A 25982-nucleotide genomic window follows, 5' to 3' on the forward strand; every position below is an offset into this window, starting at 1 on the left:
CGCCGGACGCTTGAGCAATTTGAGGGCTCCGCACCCGGCGCGCTTGCCAAGCCCGAAGCCGACCACTACCAAAATCAAACCCGCAGACTCTCGTCATGAACGAGGGACCAGTGGGGGGCAGGTCAGCCAGCCTATCAGAACCGGGCTGCCCTATGACGACATCTGGAAACCGTCGCCGCCATTTGCGACACTGCACCCATGGATCCGGCGACTATCGCCGCCCTGTAACTGCGGCCGAGCCAAGGCAGAGGAACAAAGTTACACCATTTCACGGGACACTATCACGGCGAGCGGCAGCCAAGTTTTCTGATTGTCAGCCCCGGCGCTCCCGAGACTACTCCCCGGGACCGCAATGCCCCGACAGAGCGCGTCTAAATTTCTGACGCGCTTCTGCGAAACCGTTTCCAGCGGGCCCGCGCGGCGGAGGAACTGGGCACGCGCACGCTTTGTAGCAAGGTCAAGAAACACAAATTGGTGCCTTAGTCCGAGCAAGTCAGAAACTGCTTAATCCACTCAAAGTTTGGTCCTCAGGTCTGGGCACTGTCAGAGTCCATCTCTGCCCATCTGAACATGTGGTTTCTCAGCGTCAGTCTGAACCCTTCAAGATCGCGGGATGCGATCTGGTCGATCATGTCAAAGTGCTCGGCGGAACTGGTCCGGAATCCACGGATCGTGGCCCAGGGGTGATTGCCGGACGGCAGGATCACCTCACGCAGTTCATCGATGGTACGCGCCATGATCGGGTTTCCCGACAGGCGCGCCATGGCCCGGTGAAAGTCGTGGTTGGCCAAGTCAACCTCACCATAGGTCAGGTTCTCTATGCTCCACTCGAAATGCCGGGCTTTCTCGCGCAGATCGGCCAGCCTGGCCAGATCGCCTGCGCTGAAGAAAGCCTCGACGTTCGCCACTTCGAGCACAAAACGCGTCTCTCTGTAGGCGCGGTCAAGGTCCCTGTCGAACATCACCACGCGATAGCCGTGGTTTTCGACGTGCTCGAGGGTGCGCAGCGTGGCCAGAGTCGACAGCGCCTTGCGGACTTCTGCCCGGCTCACCCCGTAGCGTGCCTCCAGTTCGTTGAGACGCAACCATTCGCCGCTCTTGTAAAGCCGCGCCAGGATGTCGCGCTTGATCCGCTGGGCAAGCGGCGACACCGTCGGCCCCTGCGCGGCGGCCGGATCCGGCATCTCTGCGTCGATCCGCGATACTGCCTGTTCGCTCATTCTATCTCCCCTCCCTCTGCCGGGTCTTTAAGGACATGCAGGGTCATGCAGGCCACCTCATCGGCGCCCATGTGAATGGAATTTCTCGCCACCCGTTGTTGAAGTGCCTGCCCTTCCGGTTCGCCGGTGTTCGGATTGGGATCATATCGCGGGAAATTGCTGGAAGACAGGTCAAGTCGGATGCGGTGGCCGGGCGCGAAATGGTTGGCCATCGGCGGCAGCTCCAGCGTCACCCGCACCTTGCTGTGCGGCGCAGGAAATTCCGTGCGCCGGGGATCCGCGACATACCGCAGCCGCAGGATGCTGTCGCAAAGATTGAGGGCAAACCCCTCGGGATATGCCGTCGAGGGGGGGTATTCGTCAATCAGCTTGCCCGAAAAATCGGTGTCCGGACCGTCGGTGGAAACGGTCAGCTCCAGGGTGACAGAGCCAGCAAGATCGACGCCGGTCTCGAGCAGGTCGGTCCGGAAGACCAGAACGTCGGGACGCTGGGCGAGCGGGCCCGCGCTGGTGCGCTGATCAAAGCCGCCGGCGCTGGCGAAAGGCTCGAGGCTGGCCAGCGGGCCACCCACGGTGGGCACCGGGTCGGCAGGGTCGAATTCGAAGGACATGACAGCGGTGTGGGCAGGCGGGGTCCTGCCAAGACGACCGTCAGGCTGCAGGTGCAGGTTGACCGGATGCGCGTCGGCGGGCGGCCAATCGGTCGCCTCTCGCCACCGTCCTCCATGGTCGAGATGGCCCGCGTCGGTGCGCCTCCCGGTGCCGCCGCCCATCATGAAATACCTGACCCGCGGGCCGTCCGGCGGCAGACCCTCGAGCGCGCGACGCAGCGCATGGGCCTGGAACTGCATCCAGTCGCCGGCCCAGCTGTCCAGCGGCGCCTCGGGCCCGAGATCGACGCAGCCCACGATCCGTTCGCTGCGCCGGCCATGGGTGAAGGCGCCGAGGATCAAGGTTTGCGGGCCGCGGCCGGCTGCGCTGAGGCCAAGGAAGTTGCCCACGGCCGTCACAGAATAGGGATCGTACCAGCCTGACAGATGGGTGCAGGGCACGCAGGGGTACTGCGCGTGACCGCCTTCGAACCAGAGGCCCGGCGTTTGCCAATAGGCGCTGAATTCACCTTCAGTCCATTGTTCGAGCAGCGCGGCCTCGGCGCGCGGATGCGCCTTTAGCGGCGACTGCCCCGGCCTCCAGGGCAACCGCCGGAGCCAACCTGCAAGGGTCTCACGCGCGAGGGCCGCTGCCACGGCTGCGTCTGCCAGCGCCTCCGGCGAGCGCCGCGCGGCCGCAACGGCCCAGGTTGCTTGTTTCAGCTCGTAAACGCCATTGGTGCGGATCACGGATTTCCAGCCGTTCCACAGGCCACCGCAATCGAAGATCTGGCCTGTCAGCCCGGGCGGATCGGTCAGCCCCAGCGTGGCCTGCAAATGCGCGTCATACGACAGGCCGGTGGTCAGGATACGCCCGTCGCACCAGTCCTGCGACACGATCCACGCGCATGTGTCGTAGCCGTCGGTTCCGTCGGAGACGTATTTGACAAAGTCCCCTTCAGAGGCATGTCGGCCGCGGCAGTCCTGGGTCACGTAGACGAAACCGTGACGCCAGTAAAAGTTACCGATATCCCTTGGGGCCAACGGCACGGCATCATGTTGCGAGACATTGGCATCGCTTGTCGCGGTGCGGTCGTAGGGCGTGCGATGCAGGACCACCGGACGTGGTGCCGGGTCCGCTCCGGCATAGACATCCACGGCAAGACGCACCCCGTCCCGCATTGCGATCCTGCGCGTCAACGGCGCGACCGGCTCGCTCCTGTCGAGCGTCTGGATTGGCCCTCCACTGTATCCGGACACGCTCAGATCACTCCATCGTTGAGGTGGCAGGCGCTTCTGTGACCGGACGCGATTTCCTTGAGTCGGGGGGCCTCGACCCGGCAGAGGTCCGTGGCGTGCGGGCAGCGCGGATGAAAAGCGCAGCCGCTGGGCGGGCTGATCGGGCTGGGTAATTCGCCCTTGAGCGGATCAAAGGCTTTCTGACGCGTCTCGATCTTGGGGATCTGCTTGAGCAGCGCGTCGGTATAGGGATGATTAGGGCGGGCAAAGAGCTCGTCGGTCGGAGCGGTCTCGACAATCCGGCCAAGATACATGATCGCGACCCGGTCCGAGATATGTTCGACGACGCCTAGATCATGACTGATGAACAGGTAGGTCAGACCCAGTTCGTCGCGCAGGTCCATGAAGAGGTTGAGAATCTGTGCCTGGATCGACACGTCGAGCGCGGCGACAGCCTCGTCGCAGACCAGAAACTCCGGGCGAACCGCCAGCGCACGGGCAATCCCGATCCGCTGCCGCTGGCCACCGGAAAACTGATGTGGATAGCGCCGCCGGATGGCCGGCGATAGCCCGGCCCTTTCGAGCTGCCGGTCGATATAGCCGGGTTCCTCGTCCTTGAGAATGCCGTGCACGCGTGGCGCCTCGCCGACGATCTCCGCCACTCGCATCCGCGGGTTCAGCGACGAATAGGGGTCCTGAAATATCATCTGGACCTTCAGCTTGGTCGCTGTGCGCGCCTGCCGGTCCATCTCGGCCAATGCCCGACCTTGCCAGCGAACTTCCCCCGCGCTTGGAGGCATGATCCCCGCCACCATTCGGCCAAGGGTCGATTTTCCGCAACCGGATTCGCCCACCAGTCCCACGACTTCGCCTCTTTGCACCGACAGGTCTACGTCACTGACCGCGTGCACCGCTTTTGGCGGTTTGCGCAGGCCGGCCTTGATGGCGAGGCTTTCGGCGAAATCCGGCTTGGTGGCGAAAACCCGACTTACATTATGGAGTGACAGGATCGATTGATCGGTCATGCGACCTTCTCCCCTTTGAGGGATGTTTCCGGGTGGTGACACCGGGTGACATGCCCCCGGGTGATTTCCCGCTCGGCCGGCATCTCGAGGCAGGCCGCGGTGGCGCGGTCGCAGCGCGGGTGGAACGGACAGCCCTGCGGACGCCGCCCTGTGGCCATCGGCATGCCAGGGATCTGAAAGAGCCGCTGTCCTCGGCTGTTGCGGGATGGCACCGAACGGATCAGCCCCAGGGAATAGGGATGCAGCGTCCGGTCGAGCACGTCTTCGGTCGGTCCAGTCTCGACCACCCGCCCGGCGTACATCACCGCCAGCCGCTGGGCGAGCCCGGCGACAACCGAAAGGTCGTGGGTAATCCAGATCATGGCGGTCCCGCTACCCTGCGCCAGTTTCTGGACCTCCGAGAGAATCTGCGCCTGAATCGTGACGTCGAGCGCCGTGGTCGGTTCGTCGGCGATGATCAGGTCGGGGCGATGCAGCATCGCGATCGCGATCGCCACGCGCTGGCGCATGCCGCCGGAAAACTCGTGGGGATAGGCAGCCAGCCGCTCCTCGGGCGAGGGAATGCCCACCATACCCAGCGCATCGCGCGCGCGTTCCCAGGCCTCGCGCCGCGACACCTTGTCATGCGCCAGCACGGTCTCGACCATCTGGGTGTCGATCCTGAGAACCGGGTTCAGGGTCATCATCGGGTCCTGAAAGATCATCGCGATCCGCTTGCCTCTGAGCCGGCGCATGCCGGGCTCTGACTGCTGTGCCAGGTCGCGGCCATTGAACAGGATGCGGCCGCCGGTGATGTGACCGGGCTCATCGAGCAGCTTCATGATCGAGAACCCGGTCACGGATTTGCCCGATCCGCTTTCGCCGACAAGGCCGAGAAACTCGCCGCGGTGCACGCTCAGATTGACCTCTTCGATGGCAGACACCGCGCCGAAGGCGACCGACAGGTTCTCGACGGACAAGACCGGGTTCATCGTTCCATCCTCGGGTTCAGGACGTCCCGCAGGTGGTCGCCCACAAGGTTGATCGAGACGATGGTGATCAGAAGGGCAACGCCCGGGAAGAAGCTGGTCCAGTAATCGCCGGCCAACATGTAGCGATAGCCGTTGGAGATCAGCAGGCCGAGCGACGGCTCGGTGATGGGCACGCCGAGCCCGAGGAAGGACAGCGTCGCTTCAAAGGCAATCGCCGAGGCGATCTGGATCGTCGCGATGACGATCAGCGCCGGCATGCAGTTGGGCAGGATGTGGCGGAACACGATGCGCCAGCGGGGAAGGGCCAGGGATTCCGCCGCCTCGACGTATTCCCGCCGCCGCTCTGACATCGCCGAGGCGCGCGCGGTGCGGGCATAGATTGCCCACTCCACGATGATCAGCGCCAGCATGACGTTGAAAATTCCCTTGCCCAGCACCGCCAGGATCATCAGAGCGGTCAGGATTGTCGGAAATGACAGTTGCAGGTCGACGAGCCGCATCAGAAGTGTCTCGGTCCGACCGCCGGCATAGGCCGCGACCAAGCCGACCGCCGTGCCGACCACCGCGGCGATCAGCGCAGAGCCAGCGCCGACCAGCAGCGATATGCGCAAGCCGTAGAGAATGCCGGAAAGCAGGTCGCGGCCCTGATCGTCGGTGCCGAGCCAGAAGGTGGTGCCGGTATAGCCTTGGCTGCCGGGAGACAGGCGGCCGTCCATGATATCCAGCTGCATCAGGTCGTAGGGGTTCTGCGGCGCCAGTACCGGGGCGAAGACGGCGGCAAGGACGATAGAGGTGAACACCACCAGCGCACCCACGGCCAGCCCGGATCGAGTGAACTGGCGCAGGAAGTCGCGCAGCAGCGAGCCGTCGTCCGCCTGGGGTGCGGCCCACTGCGCTCGCGATCGTGCCAGCGCGTCGGATTGTGGATCGGTGATACCGGTCATTCCTGTGTCTCCAGTCGCACGCGCGGATCGAGCGTGGTATAAATCAGGTCGACGATCAGGTTGATCGTCACGAAGATGATCACGATCATCATCAGATATGCGACGATCATCGGCCTATCGAGAACGTTGATGGAGTCGATGATGAGCTTGCCCATCCCGGGCCAGGCAAAAACCGACTCGGTGACCACGGCAAAGGCGATGGTGCCGCCAAAGCCGAGCCCGATCACGGTCACCACGGGGATCATGATGTTCTTGAGGACATGGACAAGGATGATGCGTCGCGGCGACAGACCCTTGGCGCGGGCGAACTTGACGAAATCCTTGGAAATCGTCTCCCGAACCCCCGCCCGGGTGAGCCGCATCACCATGGAGATCTTGTAGAGCGACAGGTTCAGGGCCGGCAGGATCAGGTGCTGGATCCCGTCCCACGTGAGGAACGACCAACGCATTCCGAGGACCTCGACCGTCTCGCCGCGTCCGATGCTGGGCAACCAGCCGAGCATCACCGTGAAGACCATGATCATCATCAGCCCGACCCAGAAGGTCGGCAGGGAAAACCCGAGAATGCTGAAGGCCATGATCGCCTTGGACAGCAGGTTGTCTGGGTAGAGCCCGGCATAGAGCCCCAACGGAATGCCGATCACCACCGACAGAAACAGCGCGACGAGCGCCAGCTCCAGCGTAGCCGGCAGGCGCTGCAGGATGATGTCGAAGGCGGGTTGGTTGTAGACGTAGCTGTTGCCGATGTCGCCCTGAAGGGCATTGCCCATGAATGTCAGGTATTGCCGCCAGAGCGGCTGGTCGAAGCCGAGCGCCTCGATCGCCCGCTGCCGCACGTCCTGCGTGGCCTCGGGAGAGATCATGATGTCGACCGGATTTCCGATGACGTTGACGCCGATAAAGACCAGCACCGTCATCGACAGCAGAACGAGCGCGGCCTGAAACAGGCGCCGGATGAGCCAGGTGATCATGTCGTCCTCCCTTGTCCGCGTAAGTCTGGCCCGCCATGGGGCGGGCCAGAGAGCATTCTACATTGCATCTGCGGGGTGGACGTATTGGATCATCGAATTGACGGCCATGTTGGCATCAAAGGTGATCCCGCCCCGCGTCGCCCAGGTTGCGTTGAGGAAATAGAGCGGGATGACCCCGTGCTCGCCAATCATGATATCGGTGGCGTCACGCAGGAGCTGGTAGCGCGTCTCCTGGTCGAATTCCTGCAAGGCGGCGGCAACCAGAGCATCGAACTCCTGATTGGAATACCGGCCGCGATTGTAGGACCCGAAGCCGCGATCGGCATCATAGGTCATGTAGCCGTTGCGCAGATTCAACGAGGTGTCAGGCGAACTGTCGTTGCGTCCCCAGATGAAGGCCGAGAATTCGCCCTTGGTGGCCGCCGAGGAGTAGACCGAATAGGGCTGACAATCGACCGCGTTGATCTTGATGCCCCCGCGCGCCCACATCTGCGCGATGGCCTGAGCGGATTCTGCGGTATTCACATCGCGGTCGGTGGCGCAATGCAGGGTCATGCCGAAACCGTCGGGGTATCCGGCCTCGGCCAGAAGCGCACGGGCCTGATCGACGTCATAGGGATCGGGCGGCATGTTGTCGGAGAAACCGCCCTGCCCCGGGGCCGCGACCTGCCCTGCCGGCGCCGCGAGACCGTCCATGATCCGGTCGGCAATTGCCTGGCGGTTCAGCATCAGCGACAACGCCTTGCGAACCTTGGGATCCTTGAGCGGGTTCACCTCCAGAGGGTTGCCTTCGGTGTCGGTGATCCAGGGACTGTTGTCGTTGGCAAGGTCGAGATGCATGTAGAGCAGGCGCACCGATGGCGCGGAAAAGACCGTCAGGTCAGCGTTGGCCTTGAGCATCGGAACGTCTGCCGGCGGCACGGCGTCGATCACATCCACCTGTCCCGAAAGCAGCGCTGCGGTCCGCGCGGCCGGATCGGTGATGAACTGCATCCGGACCCTGTCCCATTCCGGCGCCGGACCCCAGTAGTCGCGAAAGGCTTCTACTTCGACATTTTCGTTGGGGATCCAGCTGACGAATTTATAGGGACCGGTGCCGATCGCGGCCGCGCCGGAATTGAAATCCGCCGTGGTCGCGTCGCCGAGTTCTGACGGGGTGATAAAGACATGCCCGATCTGGTTCATCAAAAGCGGGGTCGGTTCCTTGGTGACGATTTTCAGCGTCAGGTCGTCGATCACCTCGACTCGCTCGACCGCCGCGACGTTGACCGACATCGGCGACGGGCTTTCGGGCATCGAACTGGCGCGCTCGAGCGAATAGGCCACGTCCGCTGCATCAAACGTCGATCCGTCGTGGAACACCACTTCCGGCCGCAACTTGATTTCCCAGGTCATCTCGTCCAGCGGCTTCCATGAAAGCGCGAGCCCGGGTTCAAGCTGCAGATCGAGACCGAAGCGGACCAAACGGTCATAAATGTCGGTAGCAATGGCCACCCCAGTCGGCTGGACCGTGTAATGCGGGTCGAGCACCGATTGCGGGGTCGAGCGGCCAAAGACAAGGTCGCTCGCGCTCGCCTGGACGCCGCCCACGGCCGCCGCAACGGTTAGGGCCGTAGCACTCCAAAGCTTGGTTCTGAACATAAAGGTTCCTCCCTTTTGACCGGCGCGGGCGTCGCTCCGGCAGTCATGGTCCGATTCATCTCCGGGTCGGATGTGAGGCGAGAATAGGGGTTAAAATTATTTGCGCAAATATTTAATCAAACTATTGCGCAGATAGTTTCTGGCCCGCGCAACCCGCGCGTATCCAGCTGGACGCCATGAGGTTCCCAACCGTCTGAGCCAATAGACAACGTGTCCGATCTGGACGTCGCACCTTCGCACTTCGCGTTCTTCAGGAGAGATCGGTCGTCCTGGGGCAGCATGTGCACGCCGGTCGCACCTGCCGCACCGTCCAGTAAGTGCTATTCGACGCGACCGAAGTCGCGCTGCACCTGCAATTCACGCGCAGAATTCAGTTCTCGGACCTCCATTGCCGATAGGCAATCGATAACGGTCGCACCTCTGGCCCCACAGCCCCCTCCGCCACTGGCACGAATTGAAACCATCTGGCAAGATCGGCCCAACCTGTTCCAGACCCCCTGCCGGAGGTGACCGTGATACTGACCAAGCATGACGTCGACATCGAGACGCCAACCGGACCGATGCGCACCGGCGTTTTCCAGCCGGCGGAGCCGGGCCGGTACCCGGCCCTGCTGTTCTACTCGGAAATTTTCCAGCGGACGGCACCGATCGAACGGGCTGCGGCGCTCATGGCCGGGCACGGGTTCATCGTGCTCGTGCCGGAAGTCTTTCACGAGCTGAACCCCATCGGGACCGTGTTGGCCTATGACGATGCGGGCAAGGACAAAGGCAACAGCGACAAGTGGGAGAAACCGCTGGAGTCGCATGATTCCGACACGGTCGCGATGCTGGATTACCTGGCAAGCCTGGACTCTCACAACGGTCGGACAGGCGGCATGGGTGTGTGCATCGGCGGTCACCTGGCCTTCCGGGCGGCGCTCAATCCCGGCATTGCCGCCGCGTCCTGTCTTTACGCAACCGATCTTCACAGCGATACCCTGCCCGCGGCGCCGGGGAACGGCACCCTCGAGCGCTGCGGCGATATCGAGGGTGAAATGATGATGGTCTGGGGCCGGCAGGACCCCCATGTGCCAACCGAAGGCCGCGCGAAGGTCCACCATGCCCTGATGGACGCCGGGGTGACCTTCGCCTGGCACGAGGTGAATGCCCAGCATGCCTTCATGCGGGACGAAGGCGACCGCTATGATCCGGAACTCGCCCTGTTCGTCTATCAGCAGTCGGTGGCCTTGTTCCGGCGCTGCCTTGCCTGAGGCCGCATGCGCCGTTTGCTCGCGCGACGTGCGCTGTCACCCGGATCGCATCAACGTGTTCTGATTGATCGCGTAATCCTCGTACATCGGCAGCGTCGCAGCGCCAACGGCGCGGGCGACTCCGCCGAATTTTCCGGCCTCGACCCTGGGGCGTCCGACACCTTGCAAATCCGCCTTGTCCAACTCAGCTTGGACCGCGGTCACCACCGCGCGCCGGACGTCGTCGGGAAAGGCGCCATCGATGATGACTGAGTCGAAATCGATCACCGCAAGCGACGAGATCACCGCATGCGACAGACCGCGCGCGCAGGTGACGATCCAGTCGGCTGCCTCGGCCGGATGCGCGCTCCAGACACCGTCGTCGGCCGCGACACGCGCAGGGTCGCCGCCCGCCTGTCGGACCCTGTCCTCGAAGACAGACAGCGAGGCGCAGTCGACCAGCCGGTCCTTACCGGGCGGCCCGCCGGGCACCCGAAGCGGGCCGAAGCCCCCGGCATTGCCCTGCCTGCCGAAGAAGACGCTTGAATTCAGCACGATACCGCCGCCGATGAAGGTGCCGACAAAGAAATAGACGAAGTCGGTCTTGTCCAGGTGCCGGCCGTGCATCAGTTCGGCGGTGCAGGCGGCCGTGCCGTCATTCGCGACCGTGACACGCCAGGGACCCAGACGATTGAGCGCGCCCTCGACGTCGAAGGCCATCCAGGCCTCCATCACCTCCTTTGGCGCGCCGGCCTCCTCGGTCCAGCTCCAGAGCTCCCATGGCATGGCCACGCCGAACCCTGCCACCTGTGACGCATTGATCCCCGCCGCGCCGAGCACCTCCGGAATGGCGCGGTCGACAAAGGCGATGCAGCGTTCAGGCACCGGATACTGGTGAAATTCGCAGGCGCGTGACACCACCCCGCCGGCGAAATCGATGATCACCAGCTCGGTGCTGCGTCGGCCGATCTTGAGCCCCATGTAGCGCTTGGCGTCCGGATTTATCGCCGAGGGCACCGAGGGCTGCCCGATCCTGCCACGCTCCGGCTTGCCGCGGACCAGCAGGCCGGCCCTGTCCAGCGACTTGAAGATGACCGAGACGGCATTGGGCGACAGGCCGGTCGCGACCGTGGCCTCGGACTTGGTGAGCCACCCGTGGTTGCGGATGAGCTGGAGCACCAGCCTCTCGTTGTAGTCCCGGACCGTGGATTGGTTGGAGCCCCTCTGCGGCGTTGAACGCAGCAAGGCGTTGCGATCATGATCCACTGATTTTCTTCCTTTTGAGGCCTGCTGGTTGACTACCTTTGCCATGAAACCTCCCCTTCCCCGGTCAGGCCGAGATTGCAAGGCGCAGTCGGAATACTTGAGCACATTTATTACTTCCTTCGCAAGTAAGTATTGACCGGCGGCTGTATGCCAAGGTATCTCAAGCCAGAGCAAACGGACCGAGTCGCCTGTTTTCCGCGCCCATCTGGTCGGGAGAGCGGCGCCAACCCACCGGAAGTCGAAGATGAACACGCCTGATATGGTTTTCCCCAGCGAGGTTGCCGACCTGTCGCGTCGCGTCGCCGAGCTGCCGCGCAAGGAGGGCCGCTGGCTGATCGCCGTCGCCGGAGGTCCCGCCGGAGGCAAGTCGGTGCTGGCCCACGTCATCACCGGGGCGGTCAACGCGGCCGGCCGCACCGCCCGCGCCATTCCGATGGACGGGTTTCACCTCGACAACGACATCCTCGACGCCCGCGGCCTGCGGGCGCGCAAGGGGGCGCCGGAGACCTTTGACGCCGATGGCTTCATCCACCTCATGCACCGGCTGAAGGCGGGCGGCGAGGTCATCTACCCCCTGTTCGACCGCAGCCGGGATCTGGCCGTGGCCGGGGCCGGGGTGATTGAGGCCGACTGCGACGTGGCCATCGTCGAAGGCAACTACCTGCTGTTTGACGAAGCGCCCTGGTCGTCTCTTGGCAAGCTCTGGGACCTGTCGGTCTGGCTCGACACGCCTGAGGAGGAGTTGCGCAACCGTCTCGTGCAGCGCTGGCTGGATCACGATCACACGCCCGAGGAGGCGCTGGCGCGGGCCGAGAGCAACGACCTACCGAATGCCCACCGCATCCTTGCCGCCCGCCTGCCCGCCGACGTGACGATATCCGCCGTGGGCGTCGATACATGAGCGCGATTTCGTGAAGATGCGACGCGGCACGTCGGACCGTGTCGCGCCCAGACGGCTTCAGACATGCGGCGCAGGAAGCGCCCATCACACCACCCATCAAGGGAGACGAGACCATGCCAAGCAGCTTGAGCCAATTGCGCGAGATGACCACCGTCGTCGCGGACACCGGCGATATCCATGCGATCCGGGCGCTGAAGCCCTATGATTGCACCACCAACCCGAGCCTGATCCTGAAGGCGCTGCAAATGCCTGCCTTCGAGGACATGGTGGCGCGAGAGGTCGCGGCCGGAAAGAAGGCCGGCAAGACCCCGCTCGAGATCGCGGATGCGCTGACGGTCGGCGTGGGCGTCGAACTGGCGCAACTGGTGCCGGGCCGCGTCTCTACCGAAGTGGACGCACGGCTATCGTTCGACACCGAGGCCTCGCTTGCCAAGGCGCGGGCGCTGGTGGCCGCCTATGAGGACCGCGGTGTCGGGCGTGACAAGATCTTCATCAAGCTCGCCTCGACCTGGGAAGGCATCCGCGCGGCCGAGATCCTTCAGGACGAAGGCACCGACTGCAACCTGACGCTGCTGTTCTCGATGGCCCAGGCGGCGGCCTGCGCCGACGCCGGCGTGGCTCTGATCTCGCCTTTCGTCGGCCGGATCACCGATTGGTACAAGGCCAAGGAAGGGCGCGACTTCGGGCCCGAAGAGGACCCCGGCGTGCTCTCGGTGCGAGAGATTTATGACTATTACAAGTCGAACGGGATCGAGACCATCGTCATGGGCGCCTCGTTCCGCAACATCGGCCAGGTCAAGGCGCTGGCCGGCTGTGACCGGCTGACGATCTCGCCGACCCTGCTCGAAGAACTTGATGCCGAGACGGCGACGCTCGACAAGGTCCTGACACCCGAAAAGGCCACCGGCATGGCGCGGATCACCGTGGACGAGGCAGACTTCCGCTGGCGGATGAACGCGGATGCGATGGCGACCGAGAAGCTGTCCGAAGGCATCCGGAACTTCGACGCCGACCACCAGAAGCTCCTGAAAGGCATCGAGGAAAAGCTGGCTGCGGCCTGACAGGCACTTTATAGCCGGCGGCCTCGTGCTTTGGAGGGCAAGGCCCGCCGGGCATGACACGTTCAGACGGACTGCATCGAGGCGGGGTCACACGCATCCGGGCCGAAAAGGACGGGCGCTCACCCCGGTCGGAGACGTCCCGCAGCCCGAACACAGTGCTGCGCTCGCGTGCGATCTATCTTCGCACGCCTTCGAAGTCCGGGATCAACCCCGCCTCAGCCGGACCAGTGTCTTGGTGTAGCGGAAAAGGAAGCAGGTGCGCCGGCCGGGGCCGCCGGCGGTCGGCTGACAATTAGGGGGGTCTTTGGCTCAGTCGTGGAACGCGGCGACGGGCACCCGCCGACCCAGCGTGAAGGCATCCGCCACCAGCGTCATTGGCCGCAGGTCGACATCGCAGCGCCCGTCCCGGACCAGCTCGGCCATGCGGGCGTAGAGCCGGGGGTATTCGCCGGACAGCGCCGCCGCCGTGCAGCTGGTGCTGCCGTCGACGGTCATATGCGCGCCGCCCTCGGTCAGCTTGAGGGTGCCGCCCTCGGTGACCGCCTCGATCTCCCAGATCTGCGCGCCCTCCGGGCGCCAGTCGAAGACGGCGCTGACCTCGGCCCCGCCGGGGTGGTGAAAGCCCAAGCTGGCGGCAATCGGGGTCTGGCGGTTCTCGGGCACGTCGAGCCGCGCCTCGGTGACATGCAGCGGGTCAGGCAGGATCTCGGTGAGGATCGACAGCGCGTTGATGCCGGGATCGAAGACGCCGAGCCCGCCCGGCTCCCAGATCCAGTCCTGACCGGGGTGCCAGCGGCGGACGTCCTCCTTCCAGGTGACGGTCAGCCGGGTCAGCGCCTTGTCTGCCAGCCAGGCCTTGGCCGCGGCCACCATGTCGGCCGCGCGCGAATGCCATGTCGCATAAAGCGTCAGTCCGGCCTTGCGCGCCGCCGCGTCCAGCGCGTGGCACTCGGCCAGCGTCGCGCCGGGCGGCTTTTCCAGCATCACATGACGCCCGGCCGCCAGCGCCTGCATCGCGTAGTCGAACCGCGGCACCGGCGGCAGGCAGAGCGAGACGACGCGGATATCGGGCCGCGCGTCCAGCATCTCGCCCAAGTCGGTGAACGCCTCGACACCCTCGACCGCGCCATGACGGCTGACCGTGCCGGCCAGTTCCCAATCCGGACTTCCCGTGATCGCGGGAACGTGCTGGTCCACAGCGATCTTGCCGATGCCTACGAGGGCAACTTTCATCAGTGACTGTCCTTTCCGACCGGCGCGCCGCGACAGCCCTTGAGAGAATCGAGGTCAGCGCCGGTATCGTCGCCGTCCACATGCGCCTGATGCAGCCAGGCATAACCGTGCCTGGCGCAATCGTGGCGCGGGGTTCAGACTGCGCGCCGCGCCTGCACCTTTGCGTCAGGGCCACCAAGATGCAACCGGCGTCGCTCGACGTCCACCTTGATCCTGTCGCCGGCTGTGAAATTCAAGGATATGATGCCGCTCAAGACACGCTTGTTTCCAACCCGGGGTTTGCCATGCGACTTCGGAAAGAACGGGGCCAGAGGCGCGATCGGCGCATCCTTCAGCCAGAAAAGGTCGCTCGTGTCACCGGGCCGTTTTCAGAGCCGTGAAACATGTAGCATGACGGAAATCAACGCGTTCTGTCCCTAGGTGTCGTGGGTGCCGACGAACATCCGGTCCTTGGCCGCGGTGATGTGGTGGCGCATGGTGGCCTGGGCGACCTCGGGCTGTTTCAGGCGGATCGCCTCGAGCACCGCGCGATGCTCGGCCAGCACCACTTCCTGACGCACCGGCGTGTCGAGCAGGGTCAGCGACCGCGAGAGCTTGACGCCATAGGCGATCTGCTCGCTCAGCGACTCCAGCACCGAGGCAAACAGCGGGTTCTTGGAGGCGCGCGCAATCGACAGGTGCAGCTTCTGGTCGGCATCGACGCCGAGCGCGTTCTGCTGGTAGGTCCGTTCCAGCTCGCGATAGGCCCGGTCCATCGCCGCCAGGTCCTCGTCGTCGCGGCGCCGCGCGGCCCAGGCCGCTGCGGCGCCTTCGACGTCGATGCGGAACTCGTAACAGCGCTGCACGTCAGAGACCGACTCGAGCGGCACGAAGCTGATCAGTTGGCGGTCGGGCCGGCGCATCACGTAGCTGCCCGAGCCCCGGCGCGACTGGACGATGCCGTCATCGCGCAACCGCGACAGCGCCGCCCGCACGATCGGCCGCGAGACGCCGAAGGTCTGCGCCAAGACCTCTTCGGCCGGCAGCCGGCTGTGCACCGGGTATTCCTCTTCGAGGATTTTCGCCAGCAGCTGATCGTACACTTGATCGGCCAGTGAAGGGCGCCGGGTCTCTGACACGCTGGTCTCCTGTGGTCTGGTCTTGAGGGCAGTATAGACCGGCCGACGGCCCGTTGTCCCGAGCTCTTGGCGCGCCTGCCCCGGCTGCCGTGGCACCCGGGGCGGGCCGCAGTCTTACCCGGCGGCCGCGGTCGGTTTCGCGGCGGGTTTGCGGATCACCAGGAAGTAGACGAAGACCAGCGTCAGCACCACGAAGAACAGGCTGTCGAGATTGGTGAAGAAGGTCGTCGGATCGCCGTTCGACAGCGCCAGCGAGCGGCGCAGGAATTCCTCGAGGTTGGGTCCGAGGATATAGCCCAGCAGCATGGTGATCACCGGGAAGCCATTGCGCCGCAGATAGAAGGCCAAGACCCCCATACCGAGCGCCATGAACATCTGGAAGGTGGAATAGGTCGCGACATAGCTGCCCACCACGGCCAGCAGCGCGATCACCGCATAAAGCACATCCTTGCGCACCGAGACGATCTTGATGAAATACGGCCCGATCAGGTAGAGCGTCAGCGGGATCAGTACCACCGCCGAGAACAGCAGCGCCGCCAGCATCGGGGCGATCAGCCCGGCCTGGTCGGACATCAGCTGCGGTCCCGGCTGGATGCCGTTGATCACCAGAACGCCGAGCATGATCGCGGTGATCGGATCGCCCGGGATGCCGAAGGTCAGCATCGGCACCATCGCCCCGCCACAGACCGCGTTGTTGGCGCTTTCCGAGGCGGCGATGCCCTTGGGGTTGCCCTTGCCGAAGGTCTCGGGCTCGTCAGAGGTGCGGACCGTCTCGGTATAGGCCAGGAACGAGCCCATCGAGCCGCCAGCGCCCGGCAGGGTGCCGACGAAATAGCCGATCAGGCAGGACTTGAAGTAGACGCCGAAGCCGATCTTGCGGATGTCCGACAGCGGCGGCAGGAAGTCGCGACGGCGGATCTTGACCTTTTCGGCAGCGGCGGTGGCGGCGGAGATGTCGCGTGACGAGGCGGCCTGCATCAGCACTTCGGCGATCGCGAAGGTGCCGATGATCACCGGCATCAGGTCGATGCCCGCGGTCAGGTTGGAATAGCCATAGGTGAAGCGGGTGATCGGCTCCATCGCGTCAAGCCCGACGGTGGCCAGCATCAGACCGATGCAGGCGGCGAGGCCGGCCTGCGGAATGCGGCCGCGCTGCGCGATCACCACGACGATCAGCGCGAAGGCCAGAAGTGAGAACTTGCCGGTGGTCTTTACCAGCAGCGACAGCTCGGCCACGAAGGGCGCCACGGCAATCAGGAGCAGCGCGCCCACGGCACCGCCGAACATCGAGCCGAGAGCGGCATGGCCCAGCGCCAGCGCGCCCTTGCCCTGCTGCTGCATCGGATAGCCGTCGAGCGCGGTCATCATCGACGACGGCGCGCCGGGGATGTTGATGGTGGTGGCGGTGATCGAGCCGCCGCACATGCCGGCCATGTAGATGCTGGCGCAGGCCATCAGCGCGGTCTCGACGTTGAGCGTGTAGGTCAGCGGCAAGAGCAGCGCCATCGCCAGCGTCGCGGTCAGGCCCGGAATTGCGGCAAAGATCGTGCCGATCACGAAGCCCAGGATGACATAGGTCAGGTTGAACGGGTCGGCCAGCAGCGAGAAGCTGCTGAAGACGAGGAAGATGAAATCCATGAGTTACCCCCACAGCGTCGGGAGGCGGACCCCGAACAATTGCTGGAACATGAGATAGGCGATCCCGACAATCGCGGCGGAGATGACGAGCTTGATCAAGAGCTTCTCGAAGGACGAGAAGATCACGATCAGCGCCAGCACGAAGAGATAGGACGACAGGAAATACCCCAGCGGCTTGAACCCGAGGATATAGACGAAGATCGCCACCGCCACCCAGAGGTGGGTGTAGTTGGCCGGGGCCGCCTCCTCTTCGGGGGCGGACGTGGCGCGCAGCTGCTGAAGGATCAGCACGGCGGCAAAGAGGATCGCCGCGGCCCCCACCAGGATGGGGAAGAACGACGGCGTCAACCCGCTCTCGGAGATCGGGGCGCCGAGGCTCAGGGCCGAGATCAGATATCCGACAGACACGGCCAGGATGACATATAGAAATAACAGCTGCCTGTTCAAAAGCATCGTCTTCTCCCGCGATGGGTGTGGTGAGGGGCATCGGGGCCGGCGGCTTGCGGCGCCAGCCCCTCGGGGCCATGCCCCCGGCCTGACGGTCGGAGGCATGAGGATATCGGAGAGCCGGGCTTACAGCTCCAGTTCGTCCATCAGGGTAAAGGTCTTGTCCTGCAGCTCGTCGATCCAGGCAACGACCTCGTCGGAGCCGAGCCAGTCGGCGGTCACGCCGATCTGTGCCAGCCAGTCCTGGAACTCGGCGCTGTCATAGGCCGCCTTGAAGGTGGTCTCGAGGGTCTCGACCGCCTCTTCGGGGGTGTTGGCCGGGGCCGCCAGCACGATGAAGCTGCCGGTCTGCAGGTCGTAGCCCTTGGATTTCAGCGTCGGCACGTCGGTGTAGGTCGCGTTCTGAACCGAGGTCAGCTCGACCACGCCCTTGGCGTCGCCCGACGACAGGATGCCGCTGAAATCGCCCAGCGACGAGATCGCCGCGTCAAGCTCGCCCGAGAGCAGCGCCTCGGCTTCGGCGCTGGACGAACCGGCATAGGTGATGACGTTGAAATCGACGTCGAGCAGGTTTTCCAGCTGCATCGCCGAAAGATACGGACCCGAGCCCTTGGGGGCCACGCCGAGACGCACTTCGCCGGGGTTTTCCTTGGCACGGGCCACCAGGTCCTCGAAGCTCTCGATGCCCGAGTGCTTGGAAACGACGATGGCATCGGCCTCGGAGGTGATGCGGGCGATCGGGGTCATGTTGTCGAGCGAGTAGCCCGGCACCATCTGGCCGCGCGGCAGGGTGATGATGCTGTCATAGGTCAGCACGCCGACGGTGTGGCCATCGGGACGGGCGTTGGTCATCTGGATCAGGCCGGTGGCGGTCACCGCGCCGGCGATGTTTTCCACGTAGATCGACTTCGGCAGGTCCTGCTCGGCGATGTTGCTGATCTTGCGCGAGATCGCATCGGCGCCGCCGCCGGCGGGCCACGGCACGATCAGGCGGATGTCGCGGGTCGGGAAATCCGCCGCGGCGACCGTGGTGCCGATGATGCAAGCGCCAAGCGCCAGGGTAAGTTTGCTTTTCAGGGACGTGGGAATCATGAACCTGTTCCTCCTTCACAGATGTCGGGAACCAGACAAGTCTGGCAAATTGCACGCGCCGGACTGGCCTGCGAAGCGGATCGCTTCGCCGGTCCGGCGTCGATGTTGGCAGTAGAGGGAAGCGATATCGGGCAATCCGCCCGGCCATCGCCTGTGCGCTCGGGACCGGACGCAATCGCGAAGGGCAGAGCCACCCCGCGTCTCGTCAGACCGTCGCGCTCGTGAAAGACACGGCAAGCGCCGCGCCTTGAATGCGACTGATAACACCCTCCCATATATTACCGAGTCCTCGCCCCCTCGCGGCGTGAGGCCAAAGGCCGGACTGCGAGAGAACTTGCGTCACACTACTGTGCTGTATTTTACAAATCAACACAAAAAATGACCGATTTGTGGGTTGATAGGTCAAATATCCAGACAAACCTGTTCACTCAAACTACAACTTACTGCTTCTGCGACAAATCTGTGAGAAGCCTCCGCCGGCTTGGCCGTAAGCCCTGGCACCTTCGCATAAAAAAGGCCCGCCCACCGCGCCAGGGCGCGGCGGCGGGCCTTTCGGTGCCGCAAGCGGAACCGCTCAGAGATCGCGCAGATCGGCCGGGAGGAGCGCGTCGGGCAGGTTCTGGTAGCACACCGGCCGCAGGAAACGGCGGATCGACAGCGTACCCACCGAAGTCGCGCCGAAGTTGGTGCTTGCCGGGTACGGCCCGCCATGAACCATGGCATCACAGACCTCGACACCAGTGGGGAAGCCGTTGGCCAGAACCCGTCCGGCCATCCGCTCGAGCACCGGCAGCAGCGCGCGCGCCAGGTCGATGTCGCCGTCGTCCATCTGCAGCGTCGCGGTCAGCTGGCCCTTGAAGCTTGCCGCAACCGCCTGCATCTGCGCCGCGTCCTTGACCCGGATCACCAGGCCAAGCGGGCCAAAGACCTCTTCCGACAGCTGTTCGTTGGCGATCCAGTCATCGGCCGAAACCTCGAACAGGTAGGGCGCGGCAGAGCGGCCCTCGCAAGCAGTGGTCAGCAGAGACTTGACCCCGGCCCCCTCGGAGACCTTGCGGGCGCCGCTGCGATAGGCGTCGGCCATGCCGTCGGTCAGCATGGTCTGGCCGGCCACGGCCTTGAGCCCCTCGGTTGCGGCGGCGGTGAAGGCATCGGCCTCGGGCCCGTCCACCACGATGGCAATCCCAGGGTTGGTGCAGAACTGGCCGACGCCCATGGTCAGGCTGCCGGCCCAGCCGGTGCCGAGCTCGGCGCCGCGGGCGACGGCGGCCTCTGGCAGCACGAACATCGGGTTGACGCTGCCCAGCTCGCCGAAGAACGGGATCGGGTCGGGGCGCTTGGCGCAGAGGTCATAGAGCGCGCGACCGCCGCCGAGCGAGCCGGTGAAGCCCACAGCCTTGATCCGCGGGTCGGTCACCAGCGCCTCGCCCACCGCGCGGGTGCCGCCCTGGACCAGGCTGAAGATGCCGGCGTCCATGCCCAGCTTGTCGAGCGCTGCGACGATGGCATCGGCGACGATCTCGCCGGTGCCGGGGTGCGCGCCGTGGCCCTTGACCACGACCGGGCAGCCGGCGGCCAGCGCCGCGGCGGTGTCACCCCCGGCGGTGGAGAAGGCCAGCGGGAAGTTCGAGGCACCGAAGACCGCGACCGGGCCGACCGGACGCTGCATCATCCGCAGATCGGGCCGCGGCAGCGGCTGGCGGTCGGGCAGTGCTGCGTCGTGGCGGCGGTCAAGGTAGTCGCCCTTGAGGATATGCTCGGCAAACAGCCGCAGCTGGCCGGTGGTGCGGCCGCGCTCGCCCTGAAGGCGGGCTTCTGGCAGGCCGGTCTCGGCGCTGCCGATCTCGGTGATCTGGTCGCCGCGGGCGTCGATCTCGTCGGCGATGGTGTTGAGCAGCTTGGCCCGGTCCTCGCGCGATGTCGCGGCAAAGCCGGCAAAGGCGGCATCGGCCGCGGCACAGGCCTGCGATACCAGCTCGGGCGAGCCTGCGGAGAAGTCAAAGCCGGAGCCGGTGGCGGGGGCAGAAGAGAACGTGCTGTCGGAGCCGACGCGGGTGCCGGCAATCCAGTGCTGTCCGTGGGGAGTGAATGTCATGTTATCGTCCTGTCTTTTCGCGCCATGCGTTGTATTTCACGAGGTTTTCCTCGTCGGTGCCCGGGTAGAGGCCGATGATCCCGGCCCCTTCGTTCACCTGTTCGAGCACGAAATCCTCGTAGGATTCCATTTCGGTGCATTCAACCGCAATCTCGTCGGCCAGATGCGCCGGGATCACCATCACGCCATCGCCGTCGCCCAGCATGACGTCGCCCGGGAACACCGGCGCATCGCCGCAGGAGATCGGTACGTTGATCTCGATCGCCTCGTGCAGGGTGAGGTTGGTGGGCGCCGAGGGGCAGGCGAAATAGGCCGGCATGTCGAGCGCGCCAATGCCGGCGGCATCGCGCACGCCCCCGTCAGAGACCACGCCGGCAGCGCCGCGGTTCTGCAACCGGGTGATCAGGATCGAGCCGGCGGTGGCGGCGCGACTGTCCTTGCGCGCATCCATCACCAGCACATGGCCCTCGGGGCAGGTCTCGATGGCGACCCGCTGCTTGTGATCGCGGTCGCGGAACACGGTGATCGGGTTGCGATCTTCGCGCGCCGGAATGTAGCGCAGGGTGAAGGCCTGGCCGACCATGGTCACCGCCTTGCGCTCGACCGGGGCGACACCCTGCACGAACTGCTGGCGCAGCCCGCGCTTGTAGAGCGCCGTGGCGACCGAGGCGGTCGACACCTTCTTGAGTTTGTCACGGGTTTCGGGGGACAAGATGTAATCGCTCATGGTGTTTTCCTTCGTCCGGCCGTGTGCAGCCTTGTTTGCCTGAGGCCCGGCCCCTCCCGGGCGCCGTCCAAGTTGTCTGGAGACGTATAGGACAGCCACAAATGTGTCAACATTTGTAATCAATCGGACCTGCAAATAGAGAGATTTCCGCCGTATGGGGACAGGTCAGTTCAGTTAAATTACAAATCCAAAGGTCTGAGCCCTCTCGCTCCCGGTCCGCGAACAGAAAAGAGACGGAGGCTTCTTGGAGTCAGCGCCCCAACGCCATCAAGCCAACAAAGGTCAGCGCCGTCCACCCGGACAAAGCCCCCCCGCGATCTGGCCCCCTGCCCCCAGCCCGCGGTCTCTTGCGGTCCTCGGCCTCACGGGGAGGGCATGACCCAGCCTACGCCTCCGACAATTCCCAGCGCTCCGCTGCCCCTATCACCACTTGGCGCAACGCCTGGGCGGTGCCGGACGCGCTGAACAAGTCCACCATGGCGGCGCTGTCGGAGGCTGCCCCGGACGCGCGGTTCGAGATGTCCCGCGCGCTTCAGGCCGCGGTGCAGGAGAGCTCGCCGAGCGTGATCAGGTTCCAGGCCGCTTCCCAGATGGCGATGGACAAGCCTGTCTCGGGCTAGGCACGACCTCGGACTTCGTTTACGACCAGCTTGGAAATAAGGTCTGATCTCAGACTTTCAAGCCGCAGACCCCCACGGCGGCCTATTTCCGCACGCAATGGAGCCCGCATGACCGCCTTTCCCCGCACCGCCACCCGCCTTGCCAACCTGCGCGCGCGCATGGCCGAGACCGGCACCGATCTGGTGGCGCTCGGCCCCTCGAGCCACATGGCCTGGCTGTCGGGCGTGCACCCGCATGGCGACGAACGCCCGGTGATGCTCTTGGTCAGCCAGGACCACGCCGGCTTCCTGATGCCGGCGCTGAACGCCGACGCCGCGCGCCGCGACACTGATCTGCCGTTTTGCACATGGCGCGACGACGACGGCCCCGAGGCCGCGCTCGATGCGCTGCTGGCCGAGTGCAATGCCACCGGCCGTGGCCTTTCGGTGGTGCTCGACGAGACCATGCGCGCCGATTTTGCCCTGCGTCTGGTCGATGCGATGGACGCGCCCAAGCGCCGCTTTACCGAGGATACCGTGGGCCTGCTCCGCGCCGCCAAGGACACCGAGGAATACGAAGCGATCAAGGCCGCACATCTGCTCAACGACAGCGCCGTCGCGGCGGCGTTCGCGGCGCTCAAGGAGGGCATGACCGAGCGCGAGGTGGTGGCGCTGATTCAGGATCACTACAAGGCCAACGGTGCCAGCCTGGTGTTCTGCTCGGTCTGCTTCGGCGCTTCGGCCGCCTTTCCGCATCACACCCCCGGCGACACGCCGCTGACGCCTGACACCGCCGTTCTGATCGACACCGGCTGCCGATTGGACGGCTACCCGTCGGACATGACCCGCTGCGGCTTCTTCGGCACGCCCAGTGAAGACTACACCAAGGTTTTCAACGTGGTGGAAGACGCAGTTCAGGCAGCGCTTCACGCCGCAAAACCCGGTGTCGCGGCGCGTGACATCGACAAGGCGGCGCGCGACGTGATCGCCGCAGCGGGCTATGGCGAGAGCTTCCTGCACCGCACCGGCCACGGGCTCGGCATCGACGTGCACGAGCCGCCCTATATCGCCGCCAATTCCGATGCTGTGCTGGCCGTGGGCAATGTGTTCTCGATCGAGCCCGGCATCTACCTCAGCGGCAGGTTCGGCGTCCGCCTCGAAGAGATCGTGATCCTGCGCGAGGGCGGCCCGGAGATCTTCTCGGAGATGCCCCGCGACATGCGGCGCTGCGGCTGACAAGGCCCCCAGCCCGGGACCAAGGGCGCGGCCCGCCGGGCCAGCGGCTGCCTGCGCTCCGGGCTGCCGCTTTGCGTGCGGCAGAGGGTTACCTGCGTCGTTGGACGGACTTGGCTGGCATAAAGTGGCTAAAGCAACCGTTGCAGCCGCACCTCGCGGGCAGTCTTTGGCCCGGCGCGACGCAGAGGCTGCACGCGGCACCCGTATCAAACGTCGAAACGGGCAGGCCCTTCCCCGCCGGTCCCGGACCTGATCCGGGACCTCCCGGTCGCCCTGACCCCTAGCGCTTTTTCATCGCATCAAGCAGCGCAGCGCCCAGAGCGCCCTGTCCGCCGCCCTGCGATTTCGCCGGCGCGGACTTGCCCGCAGCCGTGCCCTTGCGCCCCGGATTGCCCTTGCCACCCTTGGGCGCCGCGCGCTCATCCCGCGCGCCCTTGCCACCCTGCGCCGCGCCGCCGTCCTTGCGCATGGTCAGGCCGATGCGCTTGCGCGGCACGTCGACCTCGGTCACCCGCACGCGCACCACGTCGCCGGCCTTGACCACCTCATGCGGATCCTTGACGAACCGGTCGGCCAGTTGGCTGACATGCACCAGACCATCCTGATGCACGCCGATATCGACAAAGGCGCCGAAGGCCGCGACATTGGTCACCGTGCCCTCGAGCGACATGCCGGACTTGAGGTCGGTGATCGTCTCGATCCCCTCGGCAAAGCTCGCGGTCTTGAAGCTGGGGCGCGGGTCGCGGCCGGGCTTCTGCAACTCGGCAAGGATATCCTGCACCGTCGGCAGGCCAAAGCTGGCATCGGTGAAATCCTCGGCCCGCAGCCCCTTGAGCACGCTCTCCTGCCCCATGATCTGGCGGATATCGCGGCCGCAGGCCTTCACGATGCGCCGCGCCACGTCATAGGCCTCGGGGTGGACCGAAGAGGCGTCGAGCGGTTCGACGCCGTCGTTGATCCGCAGGAAACCGGCGGCCTGCTCGAACGCCTTCGGCCCGATGCCAGAGACCTTGAGCAGCGACTTGCGCGAGGGAAACGCCCCCTGCGCATCACGATGCGCCACGATCGCCTGCGCCAGCGAGGGGCCAAGCCCCGCCACATGCGCAAGCAGCGGCGCCGAGGCGGTGTTGAGATCGACGCCCACGGCGTTCACCGCATCCTCGACCACCGCTTCCAGCGCCTTTGACAGTTGCCGCTGGTCGACGTCGTGCTGGTACTGCCCGACGCCGATGCTTTCGGGGGTGATCTTGACCAGCTCGGCCAGCGGATCCTGCAAGCGGCGGGCAATCGACACCGCGCCGCGCAGGCTCACGTCGAGCCCGGGAAACTCCTGCGCCGCCAGTTCCGAGGCGGAATAGACCGAGGCGCCGGCCTCTGAGACCACCACCTTGGTAGGCTGAGGCCCGGCGGGCAGCCGCTTCAGCGTCTCGCCCACCAGTTTCTCGGTCTCCCGGCTGGCGGTGCCGTTGCCGATGGCGATCAGCTCGACACCATGCTTGGCGATCAGGTGCAGCAGGGTCTCTTCCGAACCGCGCACATCGCGCTTGGGCTGGAAGGGATAGATCGTGGCAGTGTCCAGAAGCTTGCCGGTGGCGTCGATCACCGCCACCTTGACACCGGTGCGGATGCCGGGATCGAGGCCCAGCGTCGTCTTGGCGCCGGCCGGCGCGGCCAAAAGCAGGTCCTTGAGATTGCGGGAAAACACCCGGATCGCCTCGTCATGGGCGCGGCGACGCAGCTCGGTCAGCAGGTCCATGTACATGGTCAGGCTCAGCTTGACCCGCCAGGTCCAGCCGGCCGCCTCGCGCAGCCATTGGTCGCCGGGCCCGTCGCCGGGGATGCCGATGGCGCGGGCGACGATGCCGGTGGCGCGCTCGGTGCCGGTCTCGGGGTCGGGCTCGATGTCGAGCGTCAGGATCCCCTCCTTCGAGGCGCGCAGCACCGCCAGCGCCCGGTGCGCCGGCATGTCGGCCCATTTCTCCGTATGGTCGAAGTAGTCCGAGAATTTCGCCCCCGCCTCTTCCTTGCCCTTCTGCACCCGCGCCACCACCCGGCCCTCGGATTTCATGAACTCCCGCAGCCGGCCCAGCAGGTCGGCATCCTCAGACAGCTCTTCGGCGAGGATGTCGCGCGCCCCGTCGAGCGCCGCCTTCGCCGTCTCGACATTCTCGCCAAGGTAGCGCTCGGCCAGCGCCTGCGGCGTGGCGCGGCGGTCGGTCTGGATGGCGCGCAGCAACGGCTCGAGCCCGTTCTCGCGGGCGATCATCGCCTTGGTGCGGCGCTTGGGCTTGAACGGCAGGTAGATGTCTTCCAACGTCGCCTTGCTCTCGGCCCCGGCGATCTTGCGCGCGAGATCGTCGGTCAGCTTGCCCTGGCCCCTGATGGTCTCGAGGATCGAGGTCCGCCGCGCCTCCATCTCGCGCAGATAGACCAGCCGGTCGCCCAGGGTGCGCAGCTGGGTGTCATCCAGCCCGCCGGTCACTTCCTTGCGGTAGCGGGCGATGAAGGGCACCGTGGCGCCCCCGTCAAGCAGCGCGGTGGCGGCCTCCACCTGGCGCGGATCGGCGGCGATCTCGCTGGCGATGGTGCGGGCGATGCGGGTGGCGGTCTGGGCGGGGATCTGGCTCAAGGAAGGCTCCTGTCGTTCGGGACCGAAGTCATACCGGTCTGCCGGGCGCCACGCCAGAGCAAAGGCAGGCGGGGGGCGCGTGATATCGAGCCCCCCGCCTGCGCTGGCGG

Annotated in this window: 21 protein-coding genes and 1 pseudogene; 5 read left to right on the forward strand and 17 right to left on the reverse strand. The window is 65.3% G+C overall.

The window, feature by feature from the left end; all coding sequences use genetic code 11:
* Positions 1-527: 527 nt before the first annotated feature.
* The 7 genes from VOI27_RS05840 to VOI27_RS05870 form a co-directional block, all read right to left on the reverse strand.
* Positions 528-1220, reverse strand: a complete 693-nt coding sequence (locus VOI27_RS05840; RefSeq protein ID WP_323764374.1) for a GntR family transcriptional regulator — start codon at positions 1218-1220, stop codon at positions 528-530.
* The gene (locus VOI27_RS05845; RefSeq protein ID WP_323764375.1) at positions 1217-2992 is read right to left on the reverse strand and encodes a CocE/NonD family hydrolase; all 1776 of its coding nucleotides are present in this window, start codon (positions 2990-2992) and stop codon (positions 1217-1219) included. Before VOI27_RS05845 ends, VOI27_RS05840 begins: the two co-directional genes overlap by 4 nt.
* A gap of 80 nt (positions 2993-3072) precedes the next feature.
* Positions 3073-4074: an oligopeptide/dipeptide ABC transporter ATP-binding protein gene (locus tag VOI27_RS05850; protein WP_323764376.1), complete on the reverse strand. Its 1002-nt coding sequence runs from the start codon at positions 4072-4074 to the stop codon at positions 3073-3075.
* Positions 4071-5045: an ABC transporter ATP-binding protein gene (locus VOI27_RS05855; RefSeq protein ID WP_323764377.1), complete on the reverse strand. Its 975-nt coding sequence runs from the start codon at positions 5043-5045 to the stop codon at positions 4071-4073. The genes VOI27_RS05850 and VOI27_RS05855 overlap by 4 nt, the downstream gene beginning before the upstream one ends.
* Entirely contained in the window at positions 5042-5989 is a 948-nt protein-coding gene (locus VOI27_RS05860; RefSeq protein WP_323764378.1) for an ABC transporter permease, read from the reverse strand. The genes VOI27_RS05855 and VOI27_RS05860 overlap by 4 nt, the downstream gene beginning before the upstream one ends.
* A complete protein-coding gene (locus VOI27_RS05865) occupies positions 5986-6960 on the reverse strand; it encodes an ABC transporter permease (protein ID WP_323764379.1) in 975 nt (324 codons plus the stop codon). The genes VOI27_RS05860 and VOI27_RS05865 overlap by 4 nt, the downstream gene beginning before the upstream one ends.
* A 57-nt stretch (positions 6961-7017) precedes the next feature.
* Positions 7018-8601, reverse strand: coding sequence for an ABC transporter substrate-binding protein (locus tag VOI27_RS05870; RefSeq protein WP_323764380.1), 1584 nt, complete (start codon positions 8599-8601; stop codon positions 7018-7020).
* A gap of 512 nt (positions 8602-9113) precedes the next feature.
* Here VOI27_RS05870 and VOI27_RS05875 point away from each other — a divergent pair.
* A complete protein-coding gene (locus tag VOI27_RS05875; RefSeq protein WP_323764381.1) occupies positions 9114-9851 on the forward strand; it encodes a dienelactone hydrolase family protein in 738 nt (245 codons plus the stop codon).
* A 36-nt stretch (positions 9852-9887) separates the two neighbouring features.
* On the opposite strand, the gene VOI27_RS05880 is transcribed toward VOI27_RS05875, so the two are convergent.
* Positions 9888-11201, reverse strand: coding sequence for an ROK family transcriptional regulator (locus VOI27_RS05880; RefSeq protein WP_323764382.1), 1314 nt, complete (start codon positions 11199-11201; stop codon positions 9888-9890).
* 139 nt (positions 11202-11340) lie between these two features.
* On the opposite strand from VOI27_RS05880, the gene VOI27_RS05885 reads away from it, so the two are divergent.
* Positions 11341-11997, forward strand: coding sequence for a nucleoside/nucleotide kinase family protein (locus tag VOI27_RS05885; protein WP_323764383.1), 657 nt, complete (start codon positions 11341-11343; stop codon positions 11995-11997).
* A 113-nt stretch (positions 11998-12110) separates the two neighbouring features.
* Entirely contained in the window at positions 12111-13058 is a 948-nt protein-coding gene (tal, locus tag VOI27_RS05890; protein WP_323764384.1) for a transaldolase, read from the forward strand.
* 309 nt (positions 13059-13367) lie between these two features.
* Here tal and VOI27_RS05895 read toward each other — a convergent pair whose 3' ends face one another.
* The 8 genes and pseudogenes from VOI27_RS05895 to VOI27_RS05930 form a co-directional block, all read right to left on the reverse strand.
* Complete coding sequence (locus tag VOI27_RS05895; RefSeq protein ID WP_323764385.1) at positions 13368-14291, reverse strand: Gfo/Idh/MocA family oxidoreductase; 924 nt, start codon at positions 14289-14291, stop codon at positions 13368-13370.
* A 230-nt stretch (positions 14292-14521) separates the two neighbouring features.
* A pseudogene (locus VOI27_RS05900) lies at positions 14522-14626 on the reverse strand (IS5/IS1182 family transposase); the annotation flags it as partial.
* Positions 14627-14707: 81 nt separating this feature from the next.
* Complete coding sequence (locus tag VOI27_RS05905) at positions 14708-15409, reverse strand: FadR/GntR family transcriptional regulator (RefSeq protein WP_323764386.1); 702 nt, start codon at positions 15407-15409, stop codon at positions 14708-14710.
* A gap of 114 nt (positions 15410-15523) precedes the next feature.
* Positions 15524-17047 carry a tripartite tricarboxylate transporter permease gene (locus VOI27_RS05910; protein ID WP_323764387.1) on the reverse strand — a complete coding sequence of 508 codons (1524 nt, stop codon included), beginning with the start codon at positions 17045-17047 and terminating at the stop codon, positions 15524-15526.
* A 3-nt stretch (positions 17048-17050) separates the two neighbouring features.
* Positions 17051-17455 (reverse strand): tripartite tricarboxylate transporter TctB family protein, encoded by a 405-nt coding sequence (locus VOI27_RS05915; RefSeq protein WP_323764388.1) that lies wholly within the window; start codon positions 17453-17455, stop codon positions 17051-17053.
* A 165-nt stretch (positions 17456-17620) separates the two neighbouring features.
* The gene (locus VOI27_RS05920; protein ID WP_323764389.1) at positions 17621-18586 is read right to left on the reverse strand and encodes a tripartite tricarboxylate transporter substrate binding protein; all 966 of its coding nucleotides are present in this window, start codon (positions 18584-18586) and stop codon (positions 17621-17623) included.
* Between the two features lie 574 nt (positions 18587-19160).
* Positions 19161-20681: an aldehyde dehydrogenase (NADP(+)) gene (locus VOI27_RS05925; RefSeq protein WP_323764390.1), complete on the reverse strand. Its 1521-nt coding sequence runs from the start codon at positions 20679-20681 to the stop codon at positions 19161-19163.
* Position 20682: 1 nt separating this feature from the next.
* On the reverse strand, positions 20683-21408 hold the full coding sequence (locus VOI27_RS05930) for a ribonuclease activity regulator RraA (protein WP_323764391.1): 726 nt from the start codon (positions 21406-21408) through the stop codon (positions 20683-20685).
* A 449-nt stretch (positions 21409-21857) separates the two neighbouring features.
* On the opposite strand from VOI27_RS05930, the gene VOI27_RS05935 reads away from it, so the two are divergent.
* Together VOI27_RS05935 and VOI27_RS05940 are read left to right on the forward strand one after the other, a co-directional pair.
* Positions 21858-22028: a hypothetical protein gene (locus VOI27_RS05935; protein ID WP_323764392.1), complete on the forward strand. Its 171-nt coding sequence runs from the start codon at positions 21858-21860 to the stop codon at positions 22026-22028.
* 108 nt (positions 22029-22136) lie between these two features.
* Positions 22137-23243 (forward strand): Xaa-Pro peptidase family protein, encoded by a 1107-nt coding sequence (locus VOI27_RS05940; RefSeq protein ID WP_323764393.1) that lies wholly within the window; start codon positions 22137-22139, stop codon positions 23241-23243.
* A gap of 280 nt (positions 23244-23523) precedes the next feature.
* Here the strand turns inward: VOI27_RS05940 and VOI27_RS05945 are convergent, their stop codons facing one another.
* On the reverse strand, positions 23524-25872 hold the full coding sequence (locus VOI27_RS05945; RefSeq protein WP_323764394.1) for a Tex family protein: 2349 nt from the start codon (positions 25870-25872) through the stop codon (positions 23524-23526).
* Between the last annotated feature and the right edge of the window lie 110 nt (positions 25873-25982).

The organism is Marinovum sp. (assembly GCF_034669705.1).
GTDB lineage: Bacteria > Pseudomonadota > Alphaproteobacteria > Rhodobacterales > Rhodobacteraceae > Marinovum.